General features: G+C 72.5%; 21 protein-coding genes. 12 read left to right on the top strand and 9 right to left on the bottom strand.

Features of this window, described 5'->3' with window-relative positions:
* Positions 1 to 13 precede the first annotated feature (13 nt).
* From ACTHMF_RS03540 to nucS, 4 genes are all read right to left on the bottom strand, one after another.
* Positions 14 to 421, bottom strand: coding sequence for a hypothetical protein (locus ACTHMF_RS03540; RefSeq protein WP_314147980.1), 408 nt, complete (start codon positions 419 to 421; stop codon positions 14 to 16).
* Positions 422 to 516: 95 nt separating this feature from the next.
* Positions 517 to 1,200 carry an HAD hydrolase-like protein gene (locus ACTHMF_RS03545; protein WP_440316319.1) on the bottom strand — a complete coding sequence of 228 codons (684 nt, stop codon included), beginning with the start codon at positions 1,198 to 1,200 and terminating at the stop codon, positions 517 to 519.
* Between the two features lie 37 nt (positions 1,201 to 1,237).
* Positions 1,238 to 1,660 carry an SseB family protein gene (locus ACTHMF_RS03550; protein WP_440316320.1) on the bottom strand — a complete coding sequence of 141 codons (423 nt, stop codon included), beginning with the start codon at positions 1,658 to 1,660 and terminating at the stop codon, positions 1,238 to 1,240.
* The gene (gene nucS, locus ACTHMF_RS03555; RefSeq protein ID WP_314147984.1) at positions 1,660 to 2,355 is read right to left on the bottom strand and encodes an endonuclease NucS; all 696 of its coding nucleotides are present in this window, start codon (positions 2,353 to 2,355) and stop codon (positions 1,660 to 1,662) included. Before nucS ends, ACTHMF_RS03550 begins: the two co-directional genes overlap by 1 nt.
* Before the next feature lie 62 nt (positions 2,356 to 2,417).
* Between nucS and ACTHMF_RS03560 the strand changes: the two genes are divergently transcribed.
* Complete coding sequence (locus ACTHMF_RS03560; RefSeq protein ID WP_440316321.1) at positions 2,418 to 3,461, top strand: lactonase family protein; 1,044 nt, start codon at positions 2,418 to 2,420, stop codon at positions 3,459 to 3,461.
* Between the two features lie 87 nt (positions 3,462 to 3,548).
* On the opposite strand, the gene ACTHMF_RS03565 is transcribed toward ACTHMF_RS03560, so the two are convergent.
* The gene (locus ACTHMF_RS03565; protein WP_440316322.1) at positions 3,549 to 4,799 is read right to left on the bottom strand and encodes an MFS transporter; all 1,251 of its coding nucleotides are present in this window, start codon (positions 4,797 to 4,799) and stop codon (positions 3,549 to 3,551) included.
* Between the two features lie 100 nt (positions 4,800 to 4,899).
* On the opposite strand from ACTHMF_RS03565, the gene ACTHMF_RS03570 reads away from it, so the two are divergent.
* Positions 4,900 to 5,982 carry a LacI family DNA-binding transcriptional regulator gene (locus ACTHMF_RS03570; RefSeq protein ID WP_440316323.1) on the top strand — a complete coding sequence of 361 codons (1,083 nt, stop codon included), beginning with the start codon at positions 4,900 to 4,902 and terminating at the stop codon, positions 5,980 to 5,982.
* A 33-nt stretch (positions 5,983 to 6,015) separates the two neighbouring features.
* Positions 6,016 to 7,356 carry an MATE family efflux transporter gene (locus tag ACTHMF_RS03575; protein ID WP_440316324.1) on the top strand — a complete coding sequence of 447 codons (1,341 nt, stop codon included), beginning with the start codon at positions 6,016 to 6,018 and terminating at the stop codon, positions 7,354 to 7,356.
* Here ACTHMF_RS03575 and ACTHMF_RS03580 read toward each other — a convergent pair whose 3' ends face one another.
* On the bottom strand, positions 7,357 to 8,013 hold the full coding sequence (locus ACTHMF_RS03580; RefSeq protein ID WP_440316325.1) for a fasciclin domain-containing protein: 657 nt from the start codon (positions 8,011 to 8,013) through the stop codon (positions 7,357 to 7,359). It abuts the gene before it with no gap.
* A 146-nt stretch (positions 8,014 to 8,159) separates the two neighbouring features.
* On the opposite strand from ACTHMF_RS03580, the gene ACTHMF_RS03585 reads away from it, so the two are divergent.
* On the top strand, positions 8,160 to 9,701 hold the full coding sequence (locus ACTHMF_RS03585; RefSeq protein ID WP_440316326.1) for a molybdopterin-dependent oxidoreductase: 1,542 nt from the start codon (positions 8,160 to 8,162) through the stop codon (positions 9,699 to 9,701).
* Here ACTHMF_RS03585 and ACTHMF_RS03590 read toward each other — a convergent pair.
* Positions 9,694 to 10,911, bottom strand: a complete 1,218-nt coding sequence (locus ACTHMF_RS03590; protein ID WP_440316327.1) for an amidohydrolase — start codon at positions 10,909 to 10,911, stop codon at positions 9,694 to 9,696. The genes ACTHMF_RS03585 and ACTHMF_RS03590 overlap by 8 nt on opposite strands.
* 59 nt (positions 10,912 to 10,970) lie before the next feature.
* On the opposite strand from ACTHMF_RS03590, the gene ACTHMF_RS03595 reads away from it, so the two are divergent.
* From ACTHMF_RS03595 to ACTHMF_RS03625, 7 genes are all read left to right on the top strand, one after another.
* The gene (locus ACTHMF_RS03595; protein ID WP_440316328.1) at positions 10,971 to 11,735 is read left to right on the top strand and encodes an MBL fold metallo-hydrolase; all 765 of its coding nucleotides are present in this window, start codon (positions 10,971 to 10,973) and stop codon (positions 11,733 to 11,735) included.
* Positions 11,732 to 12,364: a hypothetical protein gene (locus tag ACTHMF_RS03600; protein ID WP_440316329.1), complete on the top strand. Its 633-nt coding sequence runs from the start codon at positions 11,732 to 11,734 to the stop codon at positions 12,362 to 12,364. Before ACTHMF_RS03595 ends, ACTHMF_RS03600 begins: the two co-directional genes overlap by 4 nt.
* Complete coding sequence (locus ACTHMF_RS03605; RefSeq protein ID WP_440316330.1) at positions 12,361 to 13,113, top strand: HNH endonuclease family protein; 753 nt, start codon at positions 12,361 to 12,363, stop codon at positions 13,111 to 13,113. Before ACTHMF_RS03600 ends, ACTHMF_RS03605 begins: the two co-directional genes overlap by 4 nt.
* Before the next feature lie 73 nt (positions 13,114 to 13,186).
* Positions 13,187 to 13,921: a hypothetical protein gene (locus tag ACTHMF_RS03610; protein WP_440316332.1), complete on the top strand. Its 735-nt coding sequence runs from the start codon at positions 13,187 to 13,189 to the stop codon at positions 13,919 to 13,921.
* A 70-nt stretch (positions 13,922 to 13,991) separates the two neighbouring features.
* Positions 13,992 to 14,945, top strand: a complete 954-nt coding sequence (locus ACTHMF_RS03615; RefSeq protein WP_440316333.1) for an ATP-binding cassette domain-containing protein — start codon at positions 13,992 to 13,994, stop codon at positions 14,943 to 14,945.
* Positions 14,942 to 16,642, top strand: a complete 1,701-nt coding sequence (locus ACTHMF_RS03620; RefSeq protein WP_440316334.1) for an ABC transporter permease — start codon at positions 14,942 to 14,944, stop codon at positions 16,640 to 16,642. Before ACTHMF_RS03615 ends, ACTHMF_RS03620 begins: the two co-directional genes overlap by 4 nt.
* A gap of 8 nt (positions 16,643 to 16,650) precedes the next feature.
* Positions 16,651 to 17,124: a GbsR/MarR family transcriptional regulator gene (locus tag ACTHMF_RS03625; RefSeq protein ID WP_314146881.1), complete on the top strand. Its 474-nt coding sequence runs from the start codon at positions 16,651 to 16,653 to the stop codon at positions 17,122 to 17,124.
* A gap of 6 nt (positions 17,125 to 17,130) precedes the next feature.
* Here the strand turns inward: ACTHMF_RS03625 and ACTHMF_RS03630 are convergent, their stop codons facing one another.
* Both ACTHMF_RS03630 and ACTHMF_RS03635 read right to left on the bottom strand, forming a co-directional pair.
* Complete coding sequence (locus ACTHMF_RS03630; protein ID WP_440316335.1) at positions 17,131 to 17,928, bottom strand: IclR family transcriptional regulator; 798 nt, start codon at positions 17,926 to 17,928, stop codon at positions 17,131 to 17,133.
* 28 nt (positions 17,929 to 17,956) lie between these two features.
* Positions 17,957 to 20,257 (bottom strand): FAD-dependent oxidoreductase, encoded by a 2,301-nt coding sequence (locus ACTHMF_RS03635; protein WP_440316336.1) that lies wholly within the window; start codon positions 20,255 to 20,257, stop codon positions 17,957 to 17,959.
* 106 nt (positions 20,258 to 20,363) lie between these two features.
* On the opposite strand from ACTHMF_RS03635, the gene ACTHMF_RS03640 reads away from it, so the two are divergent.
* Positions 20,364 to 21,716, top strand: coding sequence for an MFS transporter (locus ACTHMF_RS03640; RefSeq protein ID WP_440316337.1), 1,353 nt, complete (start codon positions 20,364 to 20,366; stop codon positions 21,714 to 21,716).
* Positions 21,717 to 21,732: the final 16 nt, after the last annotated feature.

Raw genomic sequence — 21,732 nt, forward strand, 5'->3', positions numbered from 1 at the left:
GGGCGCCGGGGCGTCAGTTGGCGGTGACGAGGTAGGTCACCGAGACGCCGGGCGTGCCGACGGCGACCGTGTACTTATCGTTCGTGTAGACGGCCTTGGTGTCGGTGGCTCCCGCCTGCGCCTTGTAGCCCGCCTTCTCGAGGGCGGCCTTGGCGTCGGCGAAACCGGTCTTGTTGTCGGGCTGGACCGTGACCGACCAGCCGTTCTCCTTGTCGCCACGGGCGACAAGAATGGTGCCGGGGATGATCGGCACGTCGCTCTTCGGGAAGTCCGAGGGGAGCGACTGGGAGGCCGCGGTGGTGGCCTCGGCGGTCGGGCTGTCGCTCGCGTTCGAACCGGTGCCGGAGCAGCCGGCGAGCGAGGCGATTGTCAGGGCCGCCACGAGAGCGGCAGGGGCGATCATCGACTTAGCTGTGCGCATATTTCTTCCTAGTGCTGTATGTGGTGCGGTGTGCAACACTCCAGCCTACTGCGCGACCCCCGACGGTGGACCCTCCGGTCTGCCTGCGAGTGGTCTCAGCCGAGCAGCAGCGAGCTGAGCTGATCGGCGGAGTGGACGACGGCGATCGCGCCGGCGGCCTCGGCGGGGGAGCCGTAGCCCCACTCGACCAGGATGGTCGGCAGGCCGTGCTCGCCCGCTCCCTCGACGTCGTACTGGCGGTCGCCGACCATGACGGTGTGCGCGAGGTCGAAGCCGCGCTCGGTGAGCCGGCGCAGCGCCTCCTCCACCACATCCGCCTTGGCGCTGCGGCTCTCGTCCTCCGTCGCTCCGGCGATCACGTCGAAGTACGCGGCGAGGCCGAAGTGCTCGAGGATGCGCACCGCCTGCGCCTCCGGCTTGCTGGTGGCGACGGCGAGCGGGATGCCCGCGGCGTGCAGGCGCTGCAGGAGGCCGCGGATTCCGGGGAAGACCGCGCTGTCGAACGCGCCGTGCCGCGCGTAGTCGGCACGGTAGACGGCGAGGGCGTCGCGCGCGGCGGCCTCGTCCATCCCCGCCATGCTCTGCAGGGAGTCGAGCAGCGGCGGGCCGACGTACTCCACCAGCTGCGCGGGCGCGGGGACGGGCAGGCCGACGGCCTCGAACGTCCGGGCGAGCGACGAGGTGATGCCGGGCGCGGAGTCGGTGAGGGTGCCGTCGAGGTCGAAGAGGATGCACGTCCACGTTCGGGTGACAGTGGGCGTCGGGGTCGGGTTGGTCATAGCAGTCCCATGATATGTGGCGTATCCGAACGGCCGCTCAGCGCTCGCTGAGGGCGGACTCGATGTGCGAGCGGGCGACGACCATCGTGTGCGGGGCGCCGGGGTCGAACTGCACGGCGACGAAGTCGGCGGTGCGGATGTAGCCGAGCGCTTCGACGGCGGGCACGACGATCGCCTGCACGCGGGTGCCCGTGCCGGAGGCGGCGCCGACGGCCGTGCGCAGCGCCTTCATCGAAGTGAAGAGCGGGAGGACGGCCTCCCCGGTGGTGGAGCTGATCGTGCGCAGCCGGACGTCGTCGGCGCTCGACCCGGTGACGTCGACCACCAGCCCGCCCTTCGTCGCGGCCGCGAGCAGCGCATCCAGGTTCTCGATCGTCGGCTCGGCGGAGATGGCGGCCAGGGCCTTGCGGACCGGTCCGTTCTCGTAGCTCTGCGGGAAGCGTCCCTGCGGCGCCGGCATCAGAACAGCCTCGAATCGCTGTCGTCCAGCCCGCGCATCGCGTCGTAGTCGAGCACCAGGCAGCGGATGCCGCGGTCCTCGGCCAGCGTGCGCGCCTGAGGCTTGATCTCCTGCGCGGCGAACACCCCGGTCACCGGCGCCAGCAGCGGGTCCCTGTTCATCAGCTCCAGGTAGCGGGTGAGCTGCTCGACGCCGTCGATGTCGCCGCGGCGCTTGAGCTCCACCGCGACCGAGGCGCCGCCTGCGTCCCTCGCCAGGATGTCGACCGGCCCGATCGCGGTCATGTACTCGCGGCGGACCAGCACATGGCCGTCGCCGAGCAGGTGGATCTGCTCGGCCAGCAGCTTCTGCAGGTGCGCCTCAACGCCGTCCTTCTGCAGGCCGGGGTCGATGCCGAGCTCGTGCGCGGTGTCGCTGAACACCTCGTGGATGGACACGACGAGCATGTCGGCGGTCTTCGCCTGGGTGACGCGCCAGACCTGGGTGATGCCGGCCTCGCGCTGCAGCTCGTCGGGCTCGTCGACCGTGAGGGTGCACGGCGGGCTCATCCAGTTGAGCGGCTTGTAGGAGCCGCCGTCGGAGTGCACGAGCAGGCTGCCGTCCGCCTTGAGCATGAGCAGCCGTCTGGCCAGCGGCAGGTGAGCGCTCAGCCGGCCAGCGTAGTCGACGGAGCAGTTGGCAATCACGAGGCGCACCGGACAAGTGTACGGTGTCGCCCCGCACGCCCGGCGTCGGACGGTCCTGCCAGGATGGGCCCATGGACCACCGCCTCCTCATCGGCACGTACACCGAGCGTCTCCCGCACGTGGACGGGATCGCACCCGGGCTGCTCTCCGCGACCTTCGACGGCACCCGGCTGTCGGAGGCGCGGCTGGAGGTGCCGCTGCGGAACCCATCGTGGCTGGCCGTCGCACCGGGCGGCGGGCACGTCTACGCGGTCGAGGAGACCGGTCCGGACGGCGCCGTCGCGACCATCGAGCTCCGCGACGGCGGCCTCTACCCGCGCGGGGTCGACTCGGCGGGCGGCGACTCGCCCGCCCACGTCGTCGTGCACCCGTCCGGCCGCTTCCTGCTCACCGGCACCTACGGAAGCGGGACGGTCTCGGTCTACGCGATCGCGGCGGACGGGACGCTCGGCGAGCGCACGGCGTTCGTGCAGCATGAGGGCCACGGGCCGGACCCGGCGCGGCAGGACGCCCCGCACGTCCACCAGCTGAGCGTCGACCCGGTCACGGGCGACGTCGTCGTGGTCGACCTCGGCCTGGGCGAGGTCCGCTGGTACGCGCTGTCGGAGGACGGCGCGCTCGCCCTCCGCCCGGAGGCGACGGTCGTCACCGGCGCATCGGGGCCGCGCCACCTCGCCTTCCACCCGGACGGGCGCCACGCCCTGCTCGTGAACGAGCTGGACAGCACGCTCGACGTGCTGCGCCGCGACGGCGACCGCTTCGTCCGCGCGCACAGCGTCTCCACCCGCTCGCCCGGCGCGGACGGACCGAACCTGTCCGCTGCGGTGCGCGTCTCGGCGGACGGCGGGACGGTGCTGGTGACCAACCGCGGCGACGACACGGTCGCCGTGTTCGCCTTCGACGCCGCGGCATCCCGCGTCGCCTTCGTCTCGGCAGTGCCCGCCGGCGGTGCGACCCCGCGTGACCTCGTGCTGTCGCCGGAGGGCGACCGCGTCCTGGTCGCCTGCCAGGACGGCCGGCAGGTGACGGTCTTCGCCTTCGACCCCGCCGGCCGCGCCCTCACCCCGCTGAGCGCCAACCCGGTCCCGACCCCCGTCTGCCTGGTCTTCCTCTAACCCGCGACTGTGCCCGTTCGGGACATTCGCCCCCTGCTCGCGCAGGGACAGCCGTTCCGAACGGGCACAGTGGGCGGGTCAGGCAGGTCAGGCGGGTTCGGCGACCGGCTCCTCGCGCTTCACGGGGCGCACCGCCGGGGCGGCGAGCAGGCTCGCGACGAGCAGGGCGAGGATGAGGAACAGCGCGTGCAGGATGCCGAACTCCTTGCCGAGGAAGCCGATCAGCGGCGGCCCGACGAGGAAGGCGCAGTAGCCGATGATCGCGACGGCCGAGACGCGCGCAGCCGTGTTGGTGGACCCGTCGGCCGCCGCCGACATCCCGAGCGGGAAGCCGAGCGAGACGCCGAGGCCCCAGAGGACCGTGCCGAGGACGACCACCCACATCGGGCCGCCGAGGATGAACAGCAGCAGGCCGATCACGCCCATCCCCGCGGTGATCCGGATGGCGGCGACCCTGCCGATCCTGTCGACGACGGGGCCGCCCAGCACGCGCCCGACCGTCATGGCCGCGACGAAGCAGCCGAACACGATGGCGCCGGTCGAGTTCGACTGGCCGTGCCCGTCGACGACCGCCAGCGCCACCCAGTCGTTCGCCGATCCCTCGCCGAACGCCATGCCGAGCATGACGACGCCGATCAGGATGAGGCGCCAGTCCGCCCACACCGCGAGCGCGGTGCGCATGCGCTGACCGAACGGCACGCGCGGCTTCTCCTCCGCCTCGTCGCCGAGCTCAGCCTCGCGCGGGATGAAGCGGATGGCGATCACCGCGGCGACGACGACCGCCACCGCGACCAGCCCCAGGTGCCAGACCACCGCGACGTGCAGCGCGGCGGCCGCGGCGCCGAGTCCCGCGCCGATCACGGTTCCGAGGCTGAAGCAGGCGTGCATGAGCGGCATCAGCGTCTTGCCGATCTCGCGCTCCACCGCCGTGCCTTCGACGTTCATCATCACGTCGACCATCCCGTTGCCGAAGCCGAGCAGGATGAGGCCGATCGCCACGAGCGGGACGGCGTGCAGCACGGTCGAGCCGACGCCGATCAGCGCCGTTCCGACCGCGACGATCACGAGGCCGCCGACCATGCCCTTGTGCGGGCCGAAGCGCACCAGCAGCGGCGAGGAGACGGTGAGGCCGACGATCGCGCCCACGGACATCCCGAGGATGAGCAGGCCGACGGACGACGGGTCGGTGCCGAGGCCGAGGTCGTCGCGGACGCCGGGGATGCGCGCCACCCAGGTGGCCAGTGCGAGCCCGCTCAGAATGAAGATGACGAAGACGGCGTTGCGCCAGGCGCTCAGTTCGCGGCGGCTGCGGGTGCTGTTCGGGGTCGGCTGTGACATCGGCGATCCTGCTGGTCTGGTGAGCTGGTCTGGTGGGGCTGAGCGCCGGTTTCGGCGCTCGAATCGTTTCGATCGAAACGATTCGACTAAGCGACCACACGTGAACGACAGCAGCACAGTCTCCGCGAGCGCCCGGCCGACGCTCGCCGCGGTCGCCAAGCTGGCGGGCGTCTCCAACTCGACCGCCTCCCTGGCCTTCTCGGGCACGGGCCCGGTCTCCGACGCCACCCGCGAGCGCGTGCTCGCCGCGGCGAAGCAGCTCGGTTACGCCGGGCCCGACCCGCGGGCGCGATCGCTGCGCCGCGGCCGGTCCGGGATCGTGGGTGTCGTGATGGAGGAACGCGTGCGCGACGCGTTCCGCGACCCGATCAAGATCGCGCTGCTCGACGGCATCGCCGAGGAGATCGCCGCGGTGGACGCCGGCCTCCTCATCCTCACCGACGCGGGCGACGCCGCCCAGCGGGTGGAGGACGCCCCGATGGACGCCGTGGTGCTGATCGGCTGCAGCCCGCGGCTGGACGAGTCGGTCGCCGCCCTGCGCCAGCGCGGCATCCCCCTGGTCGCCATCGAGGGCGACCCGGCCGACGATGTGCTCACGATCGGACAGGACAACCGGGAGGCGTCCCGGATCGCCGCGCAGCACCTCCACGACCTCGGCCATCGGGACGTCGCGGTCGTCACCCTCTCGCTGACCAGGGATCGCGCGCGCGGCCCGCTCGCCCCGGCTGCCCTCGCGTCGGCGTCCTCCACCACCGCGCTCGACCGGCTGGCCGGAGCGCACGATGTCTTCCCGGGCGCGGGCGGCTGGATCACGCGCGGCTCGTTCGTGGAGGAGGGCCGCATCGCCGGCACCGCGCTGCTGTCGGATCCGGCCCACCGGCCCACCGCGATCATCGCGCAGAGCGACCTGCTCGCCGCCGGCGTGATCCGCGCCGCTGAGGAGCTGGGTCTCGAGGTGCCCGCGGATCTCAGCGTGGTCGGGTTCGACGGTGTGCGCGTCGACGGCCTCTGGCCGTACGACCTGACGACGCTCGTGCAGCCCGCGGTCGACAAGGGACGCGCCGCAGGCAGGGCGGTCGTCGAGATGCTGGAGGGCACCGCCGCGCGGCCCTCCTCGTTCACGAGCGTCTTCCACCAGGGCAACACCACCGCGGCCCCCGCCACCCCGCCGAAGGGCACGTAGTTGTCACTTTCGCGACCCGAAAGCGACAACAAGGTGCCCCTCGTCGGACGCACGAAGCGTCCCCTCGACCGGGAGATCCTGCGGCTCGCCGTGCCCGCGCTCGGCGCTCTCGTCGCCGAGCCGGTGTTCCTTCTCGCCGACTCCGCGCTCGTCGGGCACCTCGGCGTCGCGCCGCTCGCCGGCCTCGGGATCGCCAGCGCCGTGCTGCAGACGATCGTCGGGCTCATGGTCTTCCTCGCCTACTCCACCACGCCCGCCGTCGCGCGCCGGCTGGGCGCGGGCGACGAGCGGGGAGCCGTGGCCGCCGGTGTGGACGGTTGCTGGCTGGCCCTCGGCCTCGGCATCGTCCTGGCCGTGGCCGGCTGGTTCGCCGCTCCGTTCCTCGTCGGCCTGTTCGGCGCCTCCGCGGCGGTCACTGCACAGGCAGCCGTCTACCTCACGATCTCGATGCTCGGCCTGCCGGCGATGCTGCTCGTGTTCGCCGCGACCGGCCTGCTGCGCGGCCTGCAGGACACCCGGACGCCGCTGGCGGTCGCCGTCGCGGGATTCGCGGCGAACATCCTGCTGAACGTCGTCTTCATCTACGGGATGCGGCTCGGCATCGCCGGCTCCGCGCTCGGCACGGTCGTCGCGCAGTGGGGGATGGTCCTCGTCTACGTCGCGATCGTCGCCCGTCACGCCCGCCGGGCCGGGGCGCCGTTGCTGCCGCATCACGCCGGTATCGGCCGCACCGCCCGCGCCGGCGGCTGGCTGCTCCTGCGCACGGCCAGCCTGCGGGCCGCGATGCTGCTCGCGGTGTTCGCCGCGACCCGGCTCGGACCGGACGAGCTCGCCGCCTTCCAGGTCACGATGACGGTCTTCGCCACTCTGGCCTTCGCGCTCGATGCCCTCGCGATCGCGGCGCAGGCGCTCGTCGGGAAGGGGCTGGGCGCCGGCGAACTGGACGACGTCCGCGAGGTGCTCCGCCGCTGCGTCCAGTGGGGGATCGGCGCCGGTGCCGCGCTCGGCGTCGTCACGCTCGCCCTGAGTCCGGTCGCCGCCGGGCTGTTCACCAGCGACGCATCCGTCGCGGCGCTGCTGCCGGCCGCCATCGCCATCATCGGCGTGAGCGCTCCCCTCGGCGGCTATGTCTTCGTGCTCGACGGTGTGCTGATCGGGGCCGGGGACGCCCGCTACCTCGCGCTCACCGGCGTCGTCAATGTCGCCGTGTTCGTGCCGCTCGCGATCGCCGTGGTCGCGTGGGGCTCTCACGACGCTGCGGGCCTCGCCGCACTCACGGCCGCCTTCGCCTTCGGCTACCTGGGCGCGCGGGCCGTGACGCTCGGCCTGCGCGCCCAGGGCCGCGTATGGATGCGGGCCGGCGCGGAGGTGTGACTACTTCGCCGGCATCAGCACGCTGTCGATGAGGTAGACCGTCGCGTTGGCCGTGTGGACGCCGCCGCAGATGACATTCGCGTCGTTCACCTTCAGGCTGTCGCCAGAGCCGGTCACCGTGACCTCGCCGCCCTCGACCGTCTTGTGGGTGCCGACGATGTCCTTCGGCGCGATCTGGCCCGGAACGACGTGGTACGTCAGGATCTTCGTCAGCGTCGCGGCGCCGGCGTCGGTCTTGAGCGAGTCGATCGTGGCGGCGTCGATCTTCTTGAACGCGTCGTCGACGGGTGCGAAGACCGTGAATTGCCCGCCATTGAGGGTGTCGACCAGGTTCACCTTCGGGTTGAGCTTGCCGGAGACCGCGGCCACCAGGGTGGTGAGCAGCGGGTTGTTGCTCGCGGCGGTCGCCACCGGGTCCTCCGCCATGCCGGCGACCGAGCCGGAGCCGGACGGCACTTGCTTCGCGTAGGCGGCGCAGCCCGGGCCGACGAGATCGGCCGCGGGATCCATGGATGCGCTCGCCGACGGGGAGGGCGACGTCATCGCCTTCCCGGTGTCGGTGGACGAGGATCCGGCGCCCGACGAGCAGGCGGTGAGGGCGAGGGCGGCGGCAGCGAGGACGCCGAACGCCGCGGCGTGGAGCTTGGTGGTGCGCATGATTTCTCCTTCGGACGTGATCCGGAACGCGCGGCCGCAACTGCGGCCGTCGACTGGGGTTCGGCGGCACGCGCCGATCGGATTGGTCGGATTCCGGATTCGGTCGGAACGCAATCCGATCCCGGCGCCCGTCGCGAAGAGAGGACATGAGACGCAGAACGGTCACGTACGCCTGGGCCGCCGCCGCGGGAGTGGTGAGCGCTGGCGTGTTCCTCGCTGTCGCGGAGCTGGTCGCCGTGCTCGTCGCGAACGATGCCGGCCCGGTGCTCGCGGTCGGATCGTTCGTGATCGACATCGTGCCGCGCCCGGCGAAGGAGCTCGCCATCCAGCTGTTCGGGTCGAACGACAAGCTGTTCCTGCTCGCGAGCCTCGGTGTCGCGGTGCTGGTCGGCGCGGTTCTGGCGGGGATCCTCGAACGCGTTCGGCGGTTCGCGGGAGCGGTCCTCCTGCTGCTCGCGGGCGTCGCGGCGGTGGCCGCCACCGTCACCCGAGCGGGCGCAGGAGGGCTCGCCTTCCTCCCGTCCACGCTCGGTGCGCTCGCCGGTGCTGCGTCGCTCGTGCTCCTGGTCGACCGGCTGTGCGCGTGGCGGCCGGCCGCGGCGACGGACGCCCGGTCCCCGCTGGACCGGCGGCGGTTCCTCATCGCACTCGTCGCCGGAGGGGTCGGCGCCGCGGTCGTGGGAGCGGGCTCGCTGTTCGGCTCCGCCGCGACCTCGTCGATCGCCGCGGTGCGCGCGGCGCTCCGGCTGCCCGCGCCGCGGTCGCGGGTCCGCATCCCGGACGGCGCCTCGCTCGACGTGCCGGGGATCAGCCCGCTGTTCACGGCGAACCGCGACTTCTACCGCGTGGACACGGCGCTGACGGTGCCCTCGGTCGACCCGGGCACGTGGCGGCTCGCGATCGACGGGATGGTGGCCGAGCCGGTGCGGCTGAGCTTCGACGATCTGCTCCGGATGGGCCTGCACGAGTACTCGATCACGATGACGTGCGTCTCGAACGAGGTCGGGGGCAACCTCGTCGGCTCGGCACGCTGGCTGGGCGTGCCGGTGCGGGACGTGCTCGCGCTCACCCGGCCGCGCCGCGGCGCCGACATGGTGCTCTCCCGCAGCATCGACGGCTTCACGGCGAGCACGCCCCTGGAGGCGCTCACCGATCCCGGCAGGGACGCCATCCTCGCGGTCGGGATGAACGGGGAGCCGCTCCCGCTCGAGCACGGCTTCCCCGTCCGGATGGTGGTACCCGGGTTGTACGGTTACGTCTCGGCGACCAAGTGGCTCACCGAGCTGAAGGTCACCACCTTCGCCGCGGATCAGGCGTACTGGACGCCGCGCGGATACAGCCCGAAGGCGCCGATCAAGCTGTCGAGCCGCATCGACACCCCGCGCATCGACCGTGCCGTGCCCGCGGGCCCCACCACCATCGCCGGTGTCGCCTGGGCCCAGCACACGGGCGTGCGCAGCGTGGAGGTCCGGATCGACGGCGGCGACTGGCAGCCCGCGCGCCTCTCCACGCCGGTGAACGCCGACACCTGGGTGCAGTGGTCGCTCCCGTGGGAGGCGACCAGCGGCACGCACACATTGTCGGTGCGCGCGACGGACGCCGCCGGGCGCGTCCAGGAGGAGAAGCGCACCCCGATCGCGCCGGACGGCTCCACCGGGTGGCAGAGCACCCTGGTTCGCGTCAGCTGACCGGCCGGAGCCACTCCCGCGCCGCGACGACGAGGGCGCGGACACCGATGCCGATGGTCGGCTGCGCGAGCGGCGCGAAGTGCGGCGAGTGGTTGGACGGGATGTCCGACTCGACCGTTCCCGCGGCCATCGCCGCGAGCACCTTCTCCGGGTCGCCGCCGCCGAGCATCCAGTAGACGAGCGGGACGCCTGCGGCCGTCGCCAGGTTGCCGACGTCCTCGCTGCCGGAGAGCGCGCCGGGCTCCAGCACCGCCTGCGCTCCGAACTCGGCGGCGAAGGCCGCGTTCACACGCGCGGTCGCGTCCGGGTCGTTGACGGTCACGGGATAGCGCTCGCCCCACGAGACCTCGGGCTCCTGGACCGCTCCGCTCGCCTGCGCCTCGGCGCGGATGATCCGGTCGACGGCGCCGAGCGTCTTGGCGCGCACCTCCTCCGAGAAGCTGCGCACGCTGATGCCGAGCGTCGCATCCGCCGCGATGATGTTGTTCTTGGTGCCCGCGTGCAGCGTCCCGACCGTGACGACGGCGGTCTCCTGCGCGGCGATCTCGCGCGACACCACGGTCTGCAGCCGCATCACGGTCGCCGCGGCCATCACGACGGGGTCGATCGTCGTCTCGGGGCGCGAGCCGTGGCCGCCACGGCCGTGCAACGTCACCTCGAAGGCATCCACCGCGGCCATCGCCGGGCCGGAGTGCGCGCCGACCATCCCCGCCGGGAACGGCGTCACGTGCTGCCCGAGCACGACGTCCGGGACCGGGACGACCGAGTACAGGCCGTCCTCGACCATGACCTGCGCGCCGCCGCCGTGCTCCTCCGCCGGCTGGAAGACCGCGACGACGGTCCCGCTCCACTCGTCGCGCGTCGCAGCCAGCCGCTCGACCGCGCCCAGCAGGCACGTGATGTGGATGTCGTGCCCGCACGCGTGCATCACGGGAACCGTGTTGCCGTCCTCGTCCTCGACCGTCTGAGTGGACGCCCACTCCAGCCCGGTGTCCTCGCGGACCGGCAGGCCGTCCATGTCCGCGCGCAGCAGGACAGTCGGGCCGTCCCCGTTGCGCAGCACGCCGGCGACGCCGGTGCGGCCGATGCCCGTGTGGACCTCGAGGCCCAGCTCGGTGAGATGGCCGGCGACCACGCCGGCGGTGCGGTGCTCAGCGAAGGAGAGCTCGGGGTGGGCGTGCAGGTCGCGGTAGAGGGCTTCGAGATCCATGAAGCCCACCCTATGCGGCTGGGCCCGCGGGACGAGAGCGTCCGCGCTACGATCGCGCGATGGACCTCACGATCCTCGGCGCGGCGAGCCACTATCCGAAACCGGGGGCGCCGTGCTCCGGCGCGCTCCTCGAGCACGACGGCGCCGCTGTCCTCGTGGACGCGGGGCCGGGGACGCTCGCGGAGCTGCAACGGCACCGTTCGCCGGTGGATCTGGACGCCGTCTGGATCTCGCACGTGCACGCCGACCACACGGCCGACCTGCTCCCTCTCTATTACGCGCTGCGCTTCGGCGACCTGCCGGAGCGTCCGCCGCTGCCGGTCCTCGGGCCTCCCGAGCTGCGCTCCCGGCTCGTTGCCTTCCTGGGCGGGGGCGCGGAGAGCGGGATCGACCGGGCCTTCGCCTTCGCGTCCCTGGCCGACGGGCAGTCGCGCCGGATCGGATCGCTGCAGCTGTCCTGGCGAGCGGTCGACCACGATGTGCCGGCCTGGGCGCTCCGGGCCGAGGCGGAGGGCGCGGCGGTCGTCGTCACGGGCGACGCGGCGCCGTGCGCCGCTCTCGAGGAGCTGGCCGCGGGATGCGACCTGCTGCTCGCGGAGGCCGGAGCGGAGCACGAGGAGGCCCCGCCCGCGCACCTCACCCCCGAGCAGGCGGGCGGCCTCGCGGCGGCCGCCCGGGCGCGCAGGCTCGTGCTCACGCACCTCGCGCTCGCGCTCGATCCGGCGGACGCGGCGCGGCGTGCGGCGTCGCGGTTCGGCGGCTCGGTGGAGGTCGCCGTGTCCGGCACGAGACTGTCGGTGGTGGTTCCTACAGTGGAGGCATGAGCCAGCTGATGCCCGAACTGCTCTCCACGTGGTCCTGGCGCCTCGACCGCGTCCGCAACGGCCGCACGGTGCTCACGCGCGGGCAGGCCGTGACGGCGCGCGCCGACCTCACGCACGACCGCTCCGTGCACCCGGCCGAGTACGCGGACTACGAAGAGGAGTTCGCGGCCGCGGTGGACGCGCTGGAGATCCTCGCCCAGCAGCCGAACCGGGCGGACGACCTGCTCTCCGTGCTCTCGACCGAGCGCCGCCGTCGCGAGGCGGAGGACGCGCGGGCCGGCTATGCGGCCGCCCCCGATCCCGCCGCCGGCCGCGCGCGTGTGTCGCTCGCCGCCGAGCACGATCGCGTCCCGAAGGGCCTGCCCGACCTGCTCGATCAGTGGGTGCACCGGCTCATCCGCTACCGCAACGGCGCCAAGATCATCGCGCCCCTCGAGGCGGCGCGCGCCGAGATCCGGCTCCGCAACGAGGCTGACCTCAACCCGGGTGCGTTCCGCAACGCCACGGCCGCCCCGTTCTTCGGCCGCGTGATGCGCGAGCTCGGCGAGATCGCCACGGAGCAGCGGCCGGGCATCCACGTGGGCGGGCGCGGTCCCAAGCGGGGCATCCCGGACGACACGTTCCTGTGAGCAGGCGGCGGTCGTCGCCGTGGGCGCTGCTCACGGCCGTCGTCGTGGTGGCCGTGCTGGGTGCCGGCGGATACGCGGCGCTCTCGGGCCGGGATGGCGGGGAGGACGCCGGGGCGGTTGGCGCGGGCGCGCCCGGTGGGGGCGCGCCGACCACCGGCGCCGATCCCGCAGCGGCGCGGCGGGATGCCGGCGTGCCGTCGCCCGCGAAGGCGAGGGAGCTCCTGGCGTCGCTCGCGGTGAAGGGGCGCGCCCCCGCGACCGGCTACGACCGGGTCGAGCGGTTCGGTGAGGCGTGGCGGGATGTTGACGGCAACGGCTGCGACACCAGGGACGACATCCTCGCGCGCGACCTCGTCGACGCCAGGACGCGGTCGGACTGCCGGGTGCTGACCGGGACGCTGCACGACCCGTACACGGGCAGGACGATCGTGTTCGAGCGCGGCGTCCAGACCTCGGCAGCCGTGCAGATCGACCACGTGGTCGCGCTGATGGACGCCTGGCAGACCGGCGCCCAGGCGCTCACCGATGACCAGCGCGTCCGGCTCGCCAACGACCCGCTGAACCTCGTCGCCGTCGACGGCCCGACCAACCAGGCGAAGGGAGCGGGCGACGCCGCCACCTGGCTGCCGCCGAGCGCCGGGTACCGCTGCACGTACGCGTCCCGCCAGGTCGCGGTGAAGGCGCGCTACGCGCTGTGGGTCACGCCCGCCGAGAAGGATGCGCTGACCCGTCTGCTCGCCCACTGCTGAGGCGACACATCCGCGCGAGCCGCGGTCGATACGATCGACGCATGACGCACGGACGCACGCGGGCGGCGGCCCGATGACCCCGGCCGAGGCGGCAGCGCTTCTCGGCGTCTCCGTCGACGCGACGGAGGCGGACATCCACCGGGCCTACGGCGCGCGGGCGGCGGCGACGAACCCCGCCGACACCGTCGCTCTGGATGCGCTCGCGCGCGCCAGGGAGGCGTTGCTCGCGGGCGCGCGGTGGCGCGCGCCACAGGGGGGTCCCGTGCAAGGGGCTCCGCTGCACGGTCGCGCACAGCAGCAGCCCTACCCGCCGCAGCCCCTCGCGCGCCCACAGTACGGCCAGTATCCGTACCCGCCCTACACCCCGCGCGCCCGCAGCTCCGCGTCCACCGGCGCCATCCTCGGCTGGACGATCGGCGGCCTCGCCGGGCTGCTCGTGCTCTCGATCGTCGTGGTCGTGACCGTCTTCGTCGGGGTCCGTGCCGCGCAGCACGACGCGCCGGCCCCGGAGGCGGTGCCCACCGCGGAGCCGCTTCCCGACGACCCCTCGAGCGCCTACGAGGTCGACGGCGTGCGGGTCGAGCCGCAGGCAGAGGACGGCTGGACGTTCGTGCTCACCTCGCCGGAGGACTGCCCCGCCGCCCAGGTGACTTCCGGGTTCGCGGACTCCGAGTTCGGCGACACCGTCGACGAGCACACCGACACCGTCCCGCTCGAGGCCGGTAGGCCGTACACCTACACGATCCCGGACGACGCGTCGGTGCACGACTACGCCGCCATCGACTCCATCGTGTGCGGCGCCAGCTGAGCGCGACACGCTCGTAAAGATTCCGTTAGGAGTTTTCACAAATTCATGAAATGCGCGTATTCTCACGCGCATGGAAACAGTGATTGAGGCCACCGGCCTCGAGAAGCGGTTCGGCCGGGTGCGTGCCCTCGACGGGCTCGAGCTCTCGGTCTCGGCGGGCGAGGTGCACGGCTTCCTCGGCCCGAACGGTGCGGGCAAGTCCACGACCATCCGCATCCTGCTCGGCCTCGCGCGGTCCAACGGGGGAACCGCCAGGGTCTTCGGGCGTGACCCCTGGCGGGATGCGGTCGAGCTGCACCGTCGCATCGCGTACGTCCCCGGCGACGTCAGCCTGTGGCCGAACCTCTCCGGCGGCGAGGCGATCGACCTTCTCGCCCGGCTCCGCGGCGGCACGACCGACAAGGCGGCGTACGCCGCACGCAAGAAGCGGCTGATCGACGTGTTCCAGCTCGACCCGACCAAGAAGGGCCGCGCCTACTCGAAGGGCAACCGGCAGAAGGTGGCGCTCGTCGCCGCGTTCGTCACGCCCGCCGACCTGTACATCCTGGACGAGCCGACCAGCGGGCTCGACCCGCTCATGGAGGCCACGTTCAACGCCGAGATCGCCCGGGTCGCCGGCGAGAGCGCGACCGTCCTGCTCTCCAGCCACATCCTCTCCGAGGTCGAGCAGCTGTGCGACAGGGTCAGCATCATCCGGGCGGGCAGGACGGTCGAGTCCGGCACCCTCGAACAGCTGCGGCACCTCACCCGCACCGAGATCTCGTTCGCGCAGGACGGCGTCACCGACGCGCAGCTCGCGCGCATCCCCGACGCGCACGACCTGCACACCGACAACGGCCGGGTGCGGTTCACGGCGGACAGCGACAGGCTGCCCCCGGTGCTCGCCGTCCTGGCGGAGATCGACGCCAAGAGCCTGACGGTCGCGCCGCCGTCGCTGGAGGAGCTCTTCCTGCGGCACTACGGCGACGAGCTCCCCGCAGCCGCCGCCGCAGGCGCGGCGCCCGAGGGGGCCGACCGGCGATGAGCACCACGACAGCGGGCCCCACGGCGGTCCGTCCCGGCGAGCACGTCGCCGTCCCCTCGCGCGGGCGCGGTGCGGTGCTCGCGGTGCTGATCCGCCAGCGGCTGCGGCGTGACCGCTGGCAGCTGAGCATCTGGATCGTCTGCATCGCGTTCCTGGGCCTCTTCTCGGCCGCGAGCATCCAGCAGACCTACGGTTCCGCTGCCGGACGGGTGGAGCTGGTCCGGCTGGCCGTCGCCACGCCGACCGTCCTGGTGCTCCGCGGACTGCCGCAGGGGACCAGCCTCGCTGCGGTGACCTTCTTCGAGATCTTCACCTTCCTCGCGGTGCTCGCGGGTCTGATGAGCACGTTCCTCGCGGTCAGGCACTCGCGCGCAGAAGAAGAGTCCGGTCGTGCCGAACTGATCGGGTCGACCCCGGCGGGCCGGCTCCTGCCGACCACGGCGACGGTCATCCACGGCGCGGTCGCGAACCTGCTGCTCGCCGTTGCGACCGCCCTCGGCTTTCTCGCGGCGGGCCTGCCCGCATACGGGTCGTTCGTGGCCGGGGCGGCGGTCGGCGGCGCCGGTCTCGCGTTCCTCGCGGTCGGCCTGCTGCTGGCCCAGCTGATGACGACCTCGCGCGGCGCCAACGGCTATGCCGCCGCCATCGTCCTCGTCGCCTACCTGCTGCGCGGCGTGGGGGACGCGACCGGCACGGTCTCCGCGGACGGCGTGAGCATGACCTCGGCATGGCCGACCTGGCTCAGCCCGATCGGCTGGGGCGAGCAGACGTCGCCGTACGTCGAGAACGTCTGGTGGCCCCTGCTGCTGGACCTCGCATTCGCTGCGGTGCTCGTCGCCGCGGTGTACGCGCTGCAGGCGGTGCGCGACTCCGGCGCCGGCGTCTTCGCGGAACGCTCCGGACGTCGCGATGCCCGGCCGACGCTGAACGGCCCGCTCGGCCTCGCCTGGCGGCTGCAGTGGCCGATCGTCGCCGGCTGGGCGGCGGGCGGCTTGCTCACCGGCCTCCTCGCCGGTGCGCTCGGCGGGGTGGTCAGCTCGTCGATGGCCGACGACCCGAACCTCGCCAACATCCGGGATGCGGTCGCCAGGATCGGCGCGGGCGGCACCGGTTCGTTCGCCTCGCTGTTCATCTCGGCGATCATGTCCATCGTCGGCGTGCTCGCCGCCGCCTGCGCCGTGCAGGCCGTGATCCGGCTGCGGCAGGAAGAGGCGAGCGGCTCGGCGGAGGTGATGATGTCGACCCCGCTGTCGCGGGTGCGCTGGCTGCTGGAGTTCGTGCTCGTCGGTCTCATCGCGGTGGTGCTGGTCCTGCTGGCCGCCGCGGTCGCCGCCGGCCTGTCCGGGGTCGCCTCGGGTGAGAAGGGCTCGATCGTCGGCGACGCCTTCGCGGCGGCCGCCGCCCAGCTCCCGGTCGCGCTCGTCTACCTCGGCGTCCTCACCCTGGTGTTCGTCGTGCTGCCGAGCTGGACCGTCGCTCTGGCCTGGACGACCCTCGGCCTCGGCGCTTTCATCGGCATCTTCGGGGCGCTGGTGAACCTGCCGGAGTGGCTGCGCCACGTCTCGCCGTTCGCGGACGCCCCGGTGGTCGTCGGGACCGTGGACTGGACCGGGGGATACTGGATGTTCGGCATCGCGATCGCCGCGACCGCCGCCGCGGCGGCCCTGATCCGTCGCCGGGACTTTGCGATCGGGTAGGAGGGCGCATGGCCAAGGACGAACGCGCGCTCGCCGAGGTGATGGAGCACTCCGCCGGGGTGCTCATCGCCGCCGGGTTCCCGAAGATGCCCGCGCGCGTCCTGATGGCCCTCACCGTCACCGAGACCGCCGGCCTCACCGCCGCCGAGCTGGCCGAGCGGCTTGACGTCAGCGCGGCGGCGATCTCGGGGGCGGTCCGCTACCTGCAGACCCTCGGCATCGTCCGGCGCATCTCGCAGACCGGAAGCCGCCGCGACCTCTACCAGATGCCGTCGGACTGGTACGCGCTGATGGTGCGCAACAGCCCCATCTACGGCGTCCTCGCCGACCAGGCGGAGGCGGGCCTGGTCGCCGTCGGCGACCCGGACTCGCCCGCCACCGAGCGCCTGCGCGACATGGCCGGCTTCTACCGCTTCCTGCAGGGCCGCGTCCCCGAGATCATCGCCGAGTGGGAGACGGTGCGCGCGCAGCGGGAGGCGTGAGCGGGCTCAGCCCTCCACCGGCACAGGCCGGTGCGGAACGGCGCTGATGAGGCCGAGGCCGACGCTGATGCGGTCCGCCGTCTCGATCAGCTGCTCCGTGATGGTGTCGCGGTCGCGCTCGCGCATCACCGAGAGCCGCCCGGAGACGGAGATCGCGGCGACGACGGTGCCGGTGGCGTCCCGGATGGGCGCCGCGAGCCCGGAGCGGCCGAGCGCAAGCTCCTGCTCCTCGACGCACACTCCGCGCACGGCGGCCGCCGCAAGCTCGGCGGTGAGCGCCGCGTGGTCCGTGATGGTGTTCGCGGTGTAGGCGGGGAGGGTCTCGCCGAGCTGCGCGCGCCGCTCGTCCTCGGTCAGGTCGAGGAGGAGGCACTTGCCGAGAGCGGACGCGTGCAGCGGCTGACCCATCCCGATCATGGTGTGCGACTTCGGGGCGAGTGCGCCCTCGAAGTGGCAGAGGTAGACGACGCTCGCGCCGTCGCGGATGCCGACGTTCACGCTCAGGCCGATGCGCTGGGCCAGCTCCTGCGCGGCGGCGCGCGACTCGCGGTGCACCGGGTTCTGGTTGAGGCCGTGGCTGGCGAGCTCGAGGATGGCCGTGCCGATCGAGTAGAACCCGGTCGCCGGGTCGCGCCGCACGTAGCCGAGCTCCTCCAGGGATGCGAGCAGCCGGCTCGTGGTCGAGGCCCCGAGCCCGATCGCACGGGCGATGTCGGAGGCGCGGACCGTCTCCGAGGTGGCCGCGCCGATCGCCGTCAGCGCGGCAGCCGCGCGTCCGATGCCCTGTTGGATCTCGGCAGGCACGCACGTCTCCTCTCGCCGGGGTCGCCCGTCACGTCCACGGGTGTGTGCGACCGCTCGGTTCAGAGTATGCCTTGATCGCCGAGACGGTCACGACGCGGGCGCCGCCCGTGGCGTACGCGGTCACGCGCAGGGCGTCCGCGGCCACCGGCTCCAGATCGTGGATGCGGTGCCGGTGCCGGTTGCCGCTCACCTCGGCCGCCGTCACCCAGCGGCCGGCGACGCGGACCTCGACGCGGTAGTCCGTGACGAGCTCCGGCACGACCTCGAAGTCGGTGCGATGGTGGTGCAGGTTCACGAGGTCCTCGTCCACGTCGTCGTTGAAGACGATGCGCACCGAACCGATCATGACCGGCTGCTCCCAGGTCAGGCTGATGCTCTCCGGCGCCTCGCGCAGGTCGCGTCCCTCGGCGATCGTCGCGGACGACCACAGGTGCGGTCCGCCGTACGGACGCTGGTAGCCGTCGACGACGTGCTCGGGATGGTAGGCGGCCGTCGCGGGGAGTGCCTCGAAGGCGAAGCTCCTGCGGCGCAGCTTGCGCGCGACCCAGTCGGTGACCGGCTGGTCCTCCTCCTCGGCGATGTGGTGATCGAAGGCGGCGTCGGCGGGCAGCCGGCGCTCGAGCGCGAGCACGCCGTACGGGCGGTCGTCGGTGAGCAGCAGGGACGCGCCCGCGTGCGCGCGCACCACGACGACGCCGTTGCAGGGGGCGGGCGGAGTCCAGGCGAACGCGGCTGTGGCCACGCCCTCGCCCGTGTCCCCGGCGGCGACGACCGCCGTCGTGGTCTGCACGTGCTCGATGGGGGCGTAGTTCTGCGGCCGGCCGGTGGTCCACAGCTCGACGGTCAGCTCCGTCCCGGGGGGCGCCTCGACGGCGAAAGCGACGGTGTCCAGACGCGGGTCGACCGGCAGGACGACGGCGACGTCGCGGTCCAGCGGATAGCGCTCCCCGGTGCGCGCCGCTACGGTGCCGATCGCGGTGAGCGTGCTGGTGGCCGTGACCGTCGCGCGCGGCGCGAGGTCGTCCGGGTCGGCGGCCCGCAGGCCGACCACCGGCGCATCCTCCCTGGCGAGCGTCGTCAGCAGCAGGTCGAGGTGGTCGCGGCCGAGCGCCCTCGGAGTGATGCCCCGCCGCGCGATGAGCGACGCGGCGGTCCCGGCCGCCTGCCCCTGCGTCGAGCAGGTGGCCATCACGCGCGTCGACCCGAACGCGACGTGGGATGCGGAGATGTCGCGGCCGGCGAAGAGCAGGTTCTCGACGTTGCGCGAGTACAGGCTGCGGTAGGGGATGCCGTAGGTGCCGGCGCTGTAGCGCTGCTGCGCACCCGCGCGGTCGGCGTAGACGCCCTCGACGGGGTGCAGGTCGATCGACCAGCCGCCGAAGGCCACCGTGTCCGGGAAGTCCACCTGGTCGAGGATGTCGTTCTGCGTCAGCGTGTGGTCGCCGACGAAGCGGCGGTACTCGCGCTTGCCGGGCAGGGAGCCGACCCACTCGAGCGTCAGGTTCTCGGAGTCGAAGTCGCCGGAGTTCTTGATGTGGTCCCAGATGCCGAAGACCACGCCCCAGAGCTCGTCGCGGATGCGCTCGTTCTCGGTGACCGTGTCCAGCTCGCCGCCCCACTCGATCCACCAGTAGTCGCAGCCGTTGTCGCCGGTGCGGATGATCCGGTTGGCGAGGATGGGCGTGCCGCCGATGTCCGTGGCGATGCTCGGCGGCACGAACCGCGACGGGCGGCCGGCGTCCTTCGTGTAGAAGAACAGCGAGCTGCCGAGCAGTTCGTCGTCGGCCTCCTCCGGCGCCCACTCCTCGCCGTACTCGGAGCGCGCTTCGCGGCCGATGCGGTACTCGGCGCCCGCGAGGTGGCCGATCAGGCCGTCGCCGGTGCAGTCGAGGAAGACGGGCGCCTCGAAGGTGGTCTGCAGCTCGCTGCCCATCGCCCAGCCGGTCACGGAGCGGATCGCCTGGCGGTCTTCGTGCATCCGGACGGTGCGGACGTCCGTGTTGAGGTGCAGCGTGAGGTTGGGCTCCGCGCGCACGAGATCGAGGACAACCTGGTCCCAGTAATGCGGGTTGCCCTCCGCGTTGCGGTACTGGTTCTCGAGGAACAGTTCGCCCATGATTCCGGTCTCGCGGGAGAAGCGCTGGGTGCCGTGCGCGGTCGCGCCGACGACCCACACCCGCACCTCGCTGGACGAGTTGCCGCCGAGCACGGGCCGGTTCGTGATGAGAGCGACCGAGGACCCCAGCCGAGCGGCGGCCACGGCCGCCGAGACCCCGGCCAGCCCTCCGCCGATGACGACGACGTCTGTACTGCTCGTGCGCTCTTGCATGCACCGACAGTATCACTCAGCGGAAAGGCAATGTCGTTAGATGGTAAGAATGTGCCGAGAGGTGGTACATTGGCGCCACCCATCCGACAATGAAGTAGGAGCCCCCATGACCCCCCAGCCTCAGAACGTCGACACCGTGGTCGACGCCGCAGCCGCGGCCTCCGCGGCGACGCCCCTCGACGACAGCGCCCGCGCCCAGCGGATGCGGAAGGTCATCTTCGCAGCGGGAGCAGGCCATTTCGTGGAGTGGTTCGACTTCGGCCTGTACGGCACGCTCGCGACGGTCATCAGCCTGAACTTCTTCCAGCAGGGCAACGCCCAGGCCGCGCTGCTCTCCGCGTTCGCCGTGTTCGGGGCCGGCTTCGTCATGCGTCCCCTCGGCGGCCTGTTCTGGGGCTCGCTCGGCGACCGCATCGGCCGTCGCACGACCCTCGCCACGGTGATCCTGGTCACCTCGGGCGCGACCGTCGTGATGGGCCTGCTGCCGACGTACGACATGGTCGGGCTCTGGGCGCCGCTGCTGCTCGTGATCGTCCGGCTCGTCCAGGGCTTCGCCGCCGGCGGCGAGAGCTCGGGGGCGACCACGCTGCTCGCCGAGTACGCGCCGTCCAACCGCCGCGGCTTCGTCTCGAGCTTCGTCGACGTCTTCGGCTTCGCCGCGTTCGTCGTCGGCGCCGGTCTCGTGCTGGTCTTCACGTCCACGCTCGGCACCGACGCCCTGAACAGCTGGGGATGGCGCGTGCTGTTCATGCTCGCCCTCCCGCTCGGCGTCGCGGGCCTCTACCTGCGCCGGCGGCTCGAGGACACCCCGGAGTTCCGCGCCGTGCAGGAGAAGGGGGAGGTGAGCGCGTCCCCGCTCCGCACCTCCATCAAGACCTCCTGGCGCGCCCTGCTGTTCTGCGTCGGGTTCGTGGTGATCAAGGCCGTCGGCCACTGGATCCTGCAGACCTTCATGCCCTCGTACCTCCAGACCGACCTGCACTACTCGCAGCCGCTGAGCTACGGCGTGACCGTGATCGGCCTGCTCGCCATCGCGGTGCTGGTCCCGTTCATGGGGCTGCTGAGCGACAAGATCGGGCGCAAACCCGTGATGATCGCCGGCTGCGTCGGCTTCCTGGTGCTCACCTACCCGACCCTCATGCTGATGAGCGTCGGCAACTTCTTCGCCGCGACCGTGGCGATGGTCCTGCTCGGGGTGTTCATGGCGGCCTTCGACGGAGCGTCGAGCGCGGCGATGGCCGAGCTCTTCCCGACCAACATCCGCTACGGGAGCATGGCCATCGCGTACAACTTCTCCGTCGCGATCTTCGGCGGCATCACCCCGTACTTCGCGACCTGGCTGATCGCCGCCACCGGCAACACCTTCGCACCGGCGTTCTACGTCATGGCCGCGGCGCTCATCACGCTGATCACGGTGCTGCGGGCGCGCGAGACCTTCCGCAAGCCGCTCGAAGTCTGACCGGCATCGCTCAGGA

This window comes from Leifsonia sp. (assembly GCF_051955155.1).
Classification (GTDB): domain Bacteria; phylum Actinomycetota; class Actinomycetes; order Actinomycetales; family Microbacteriaceae; genus Leifsonia.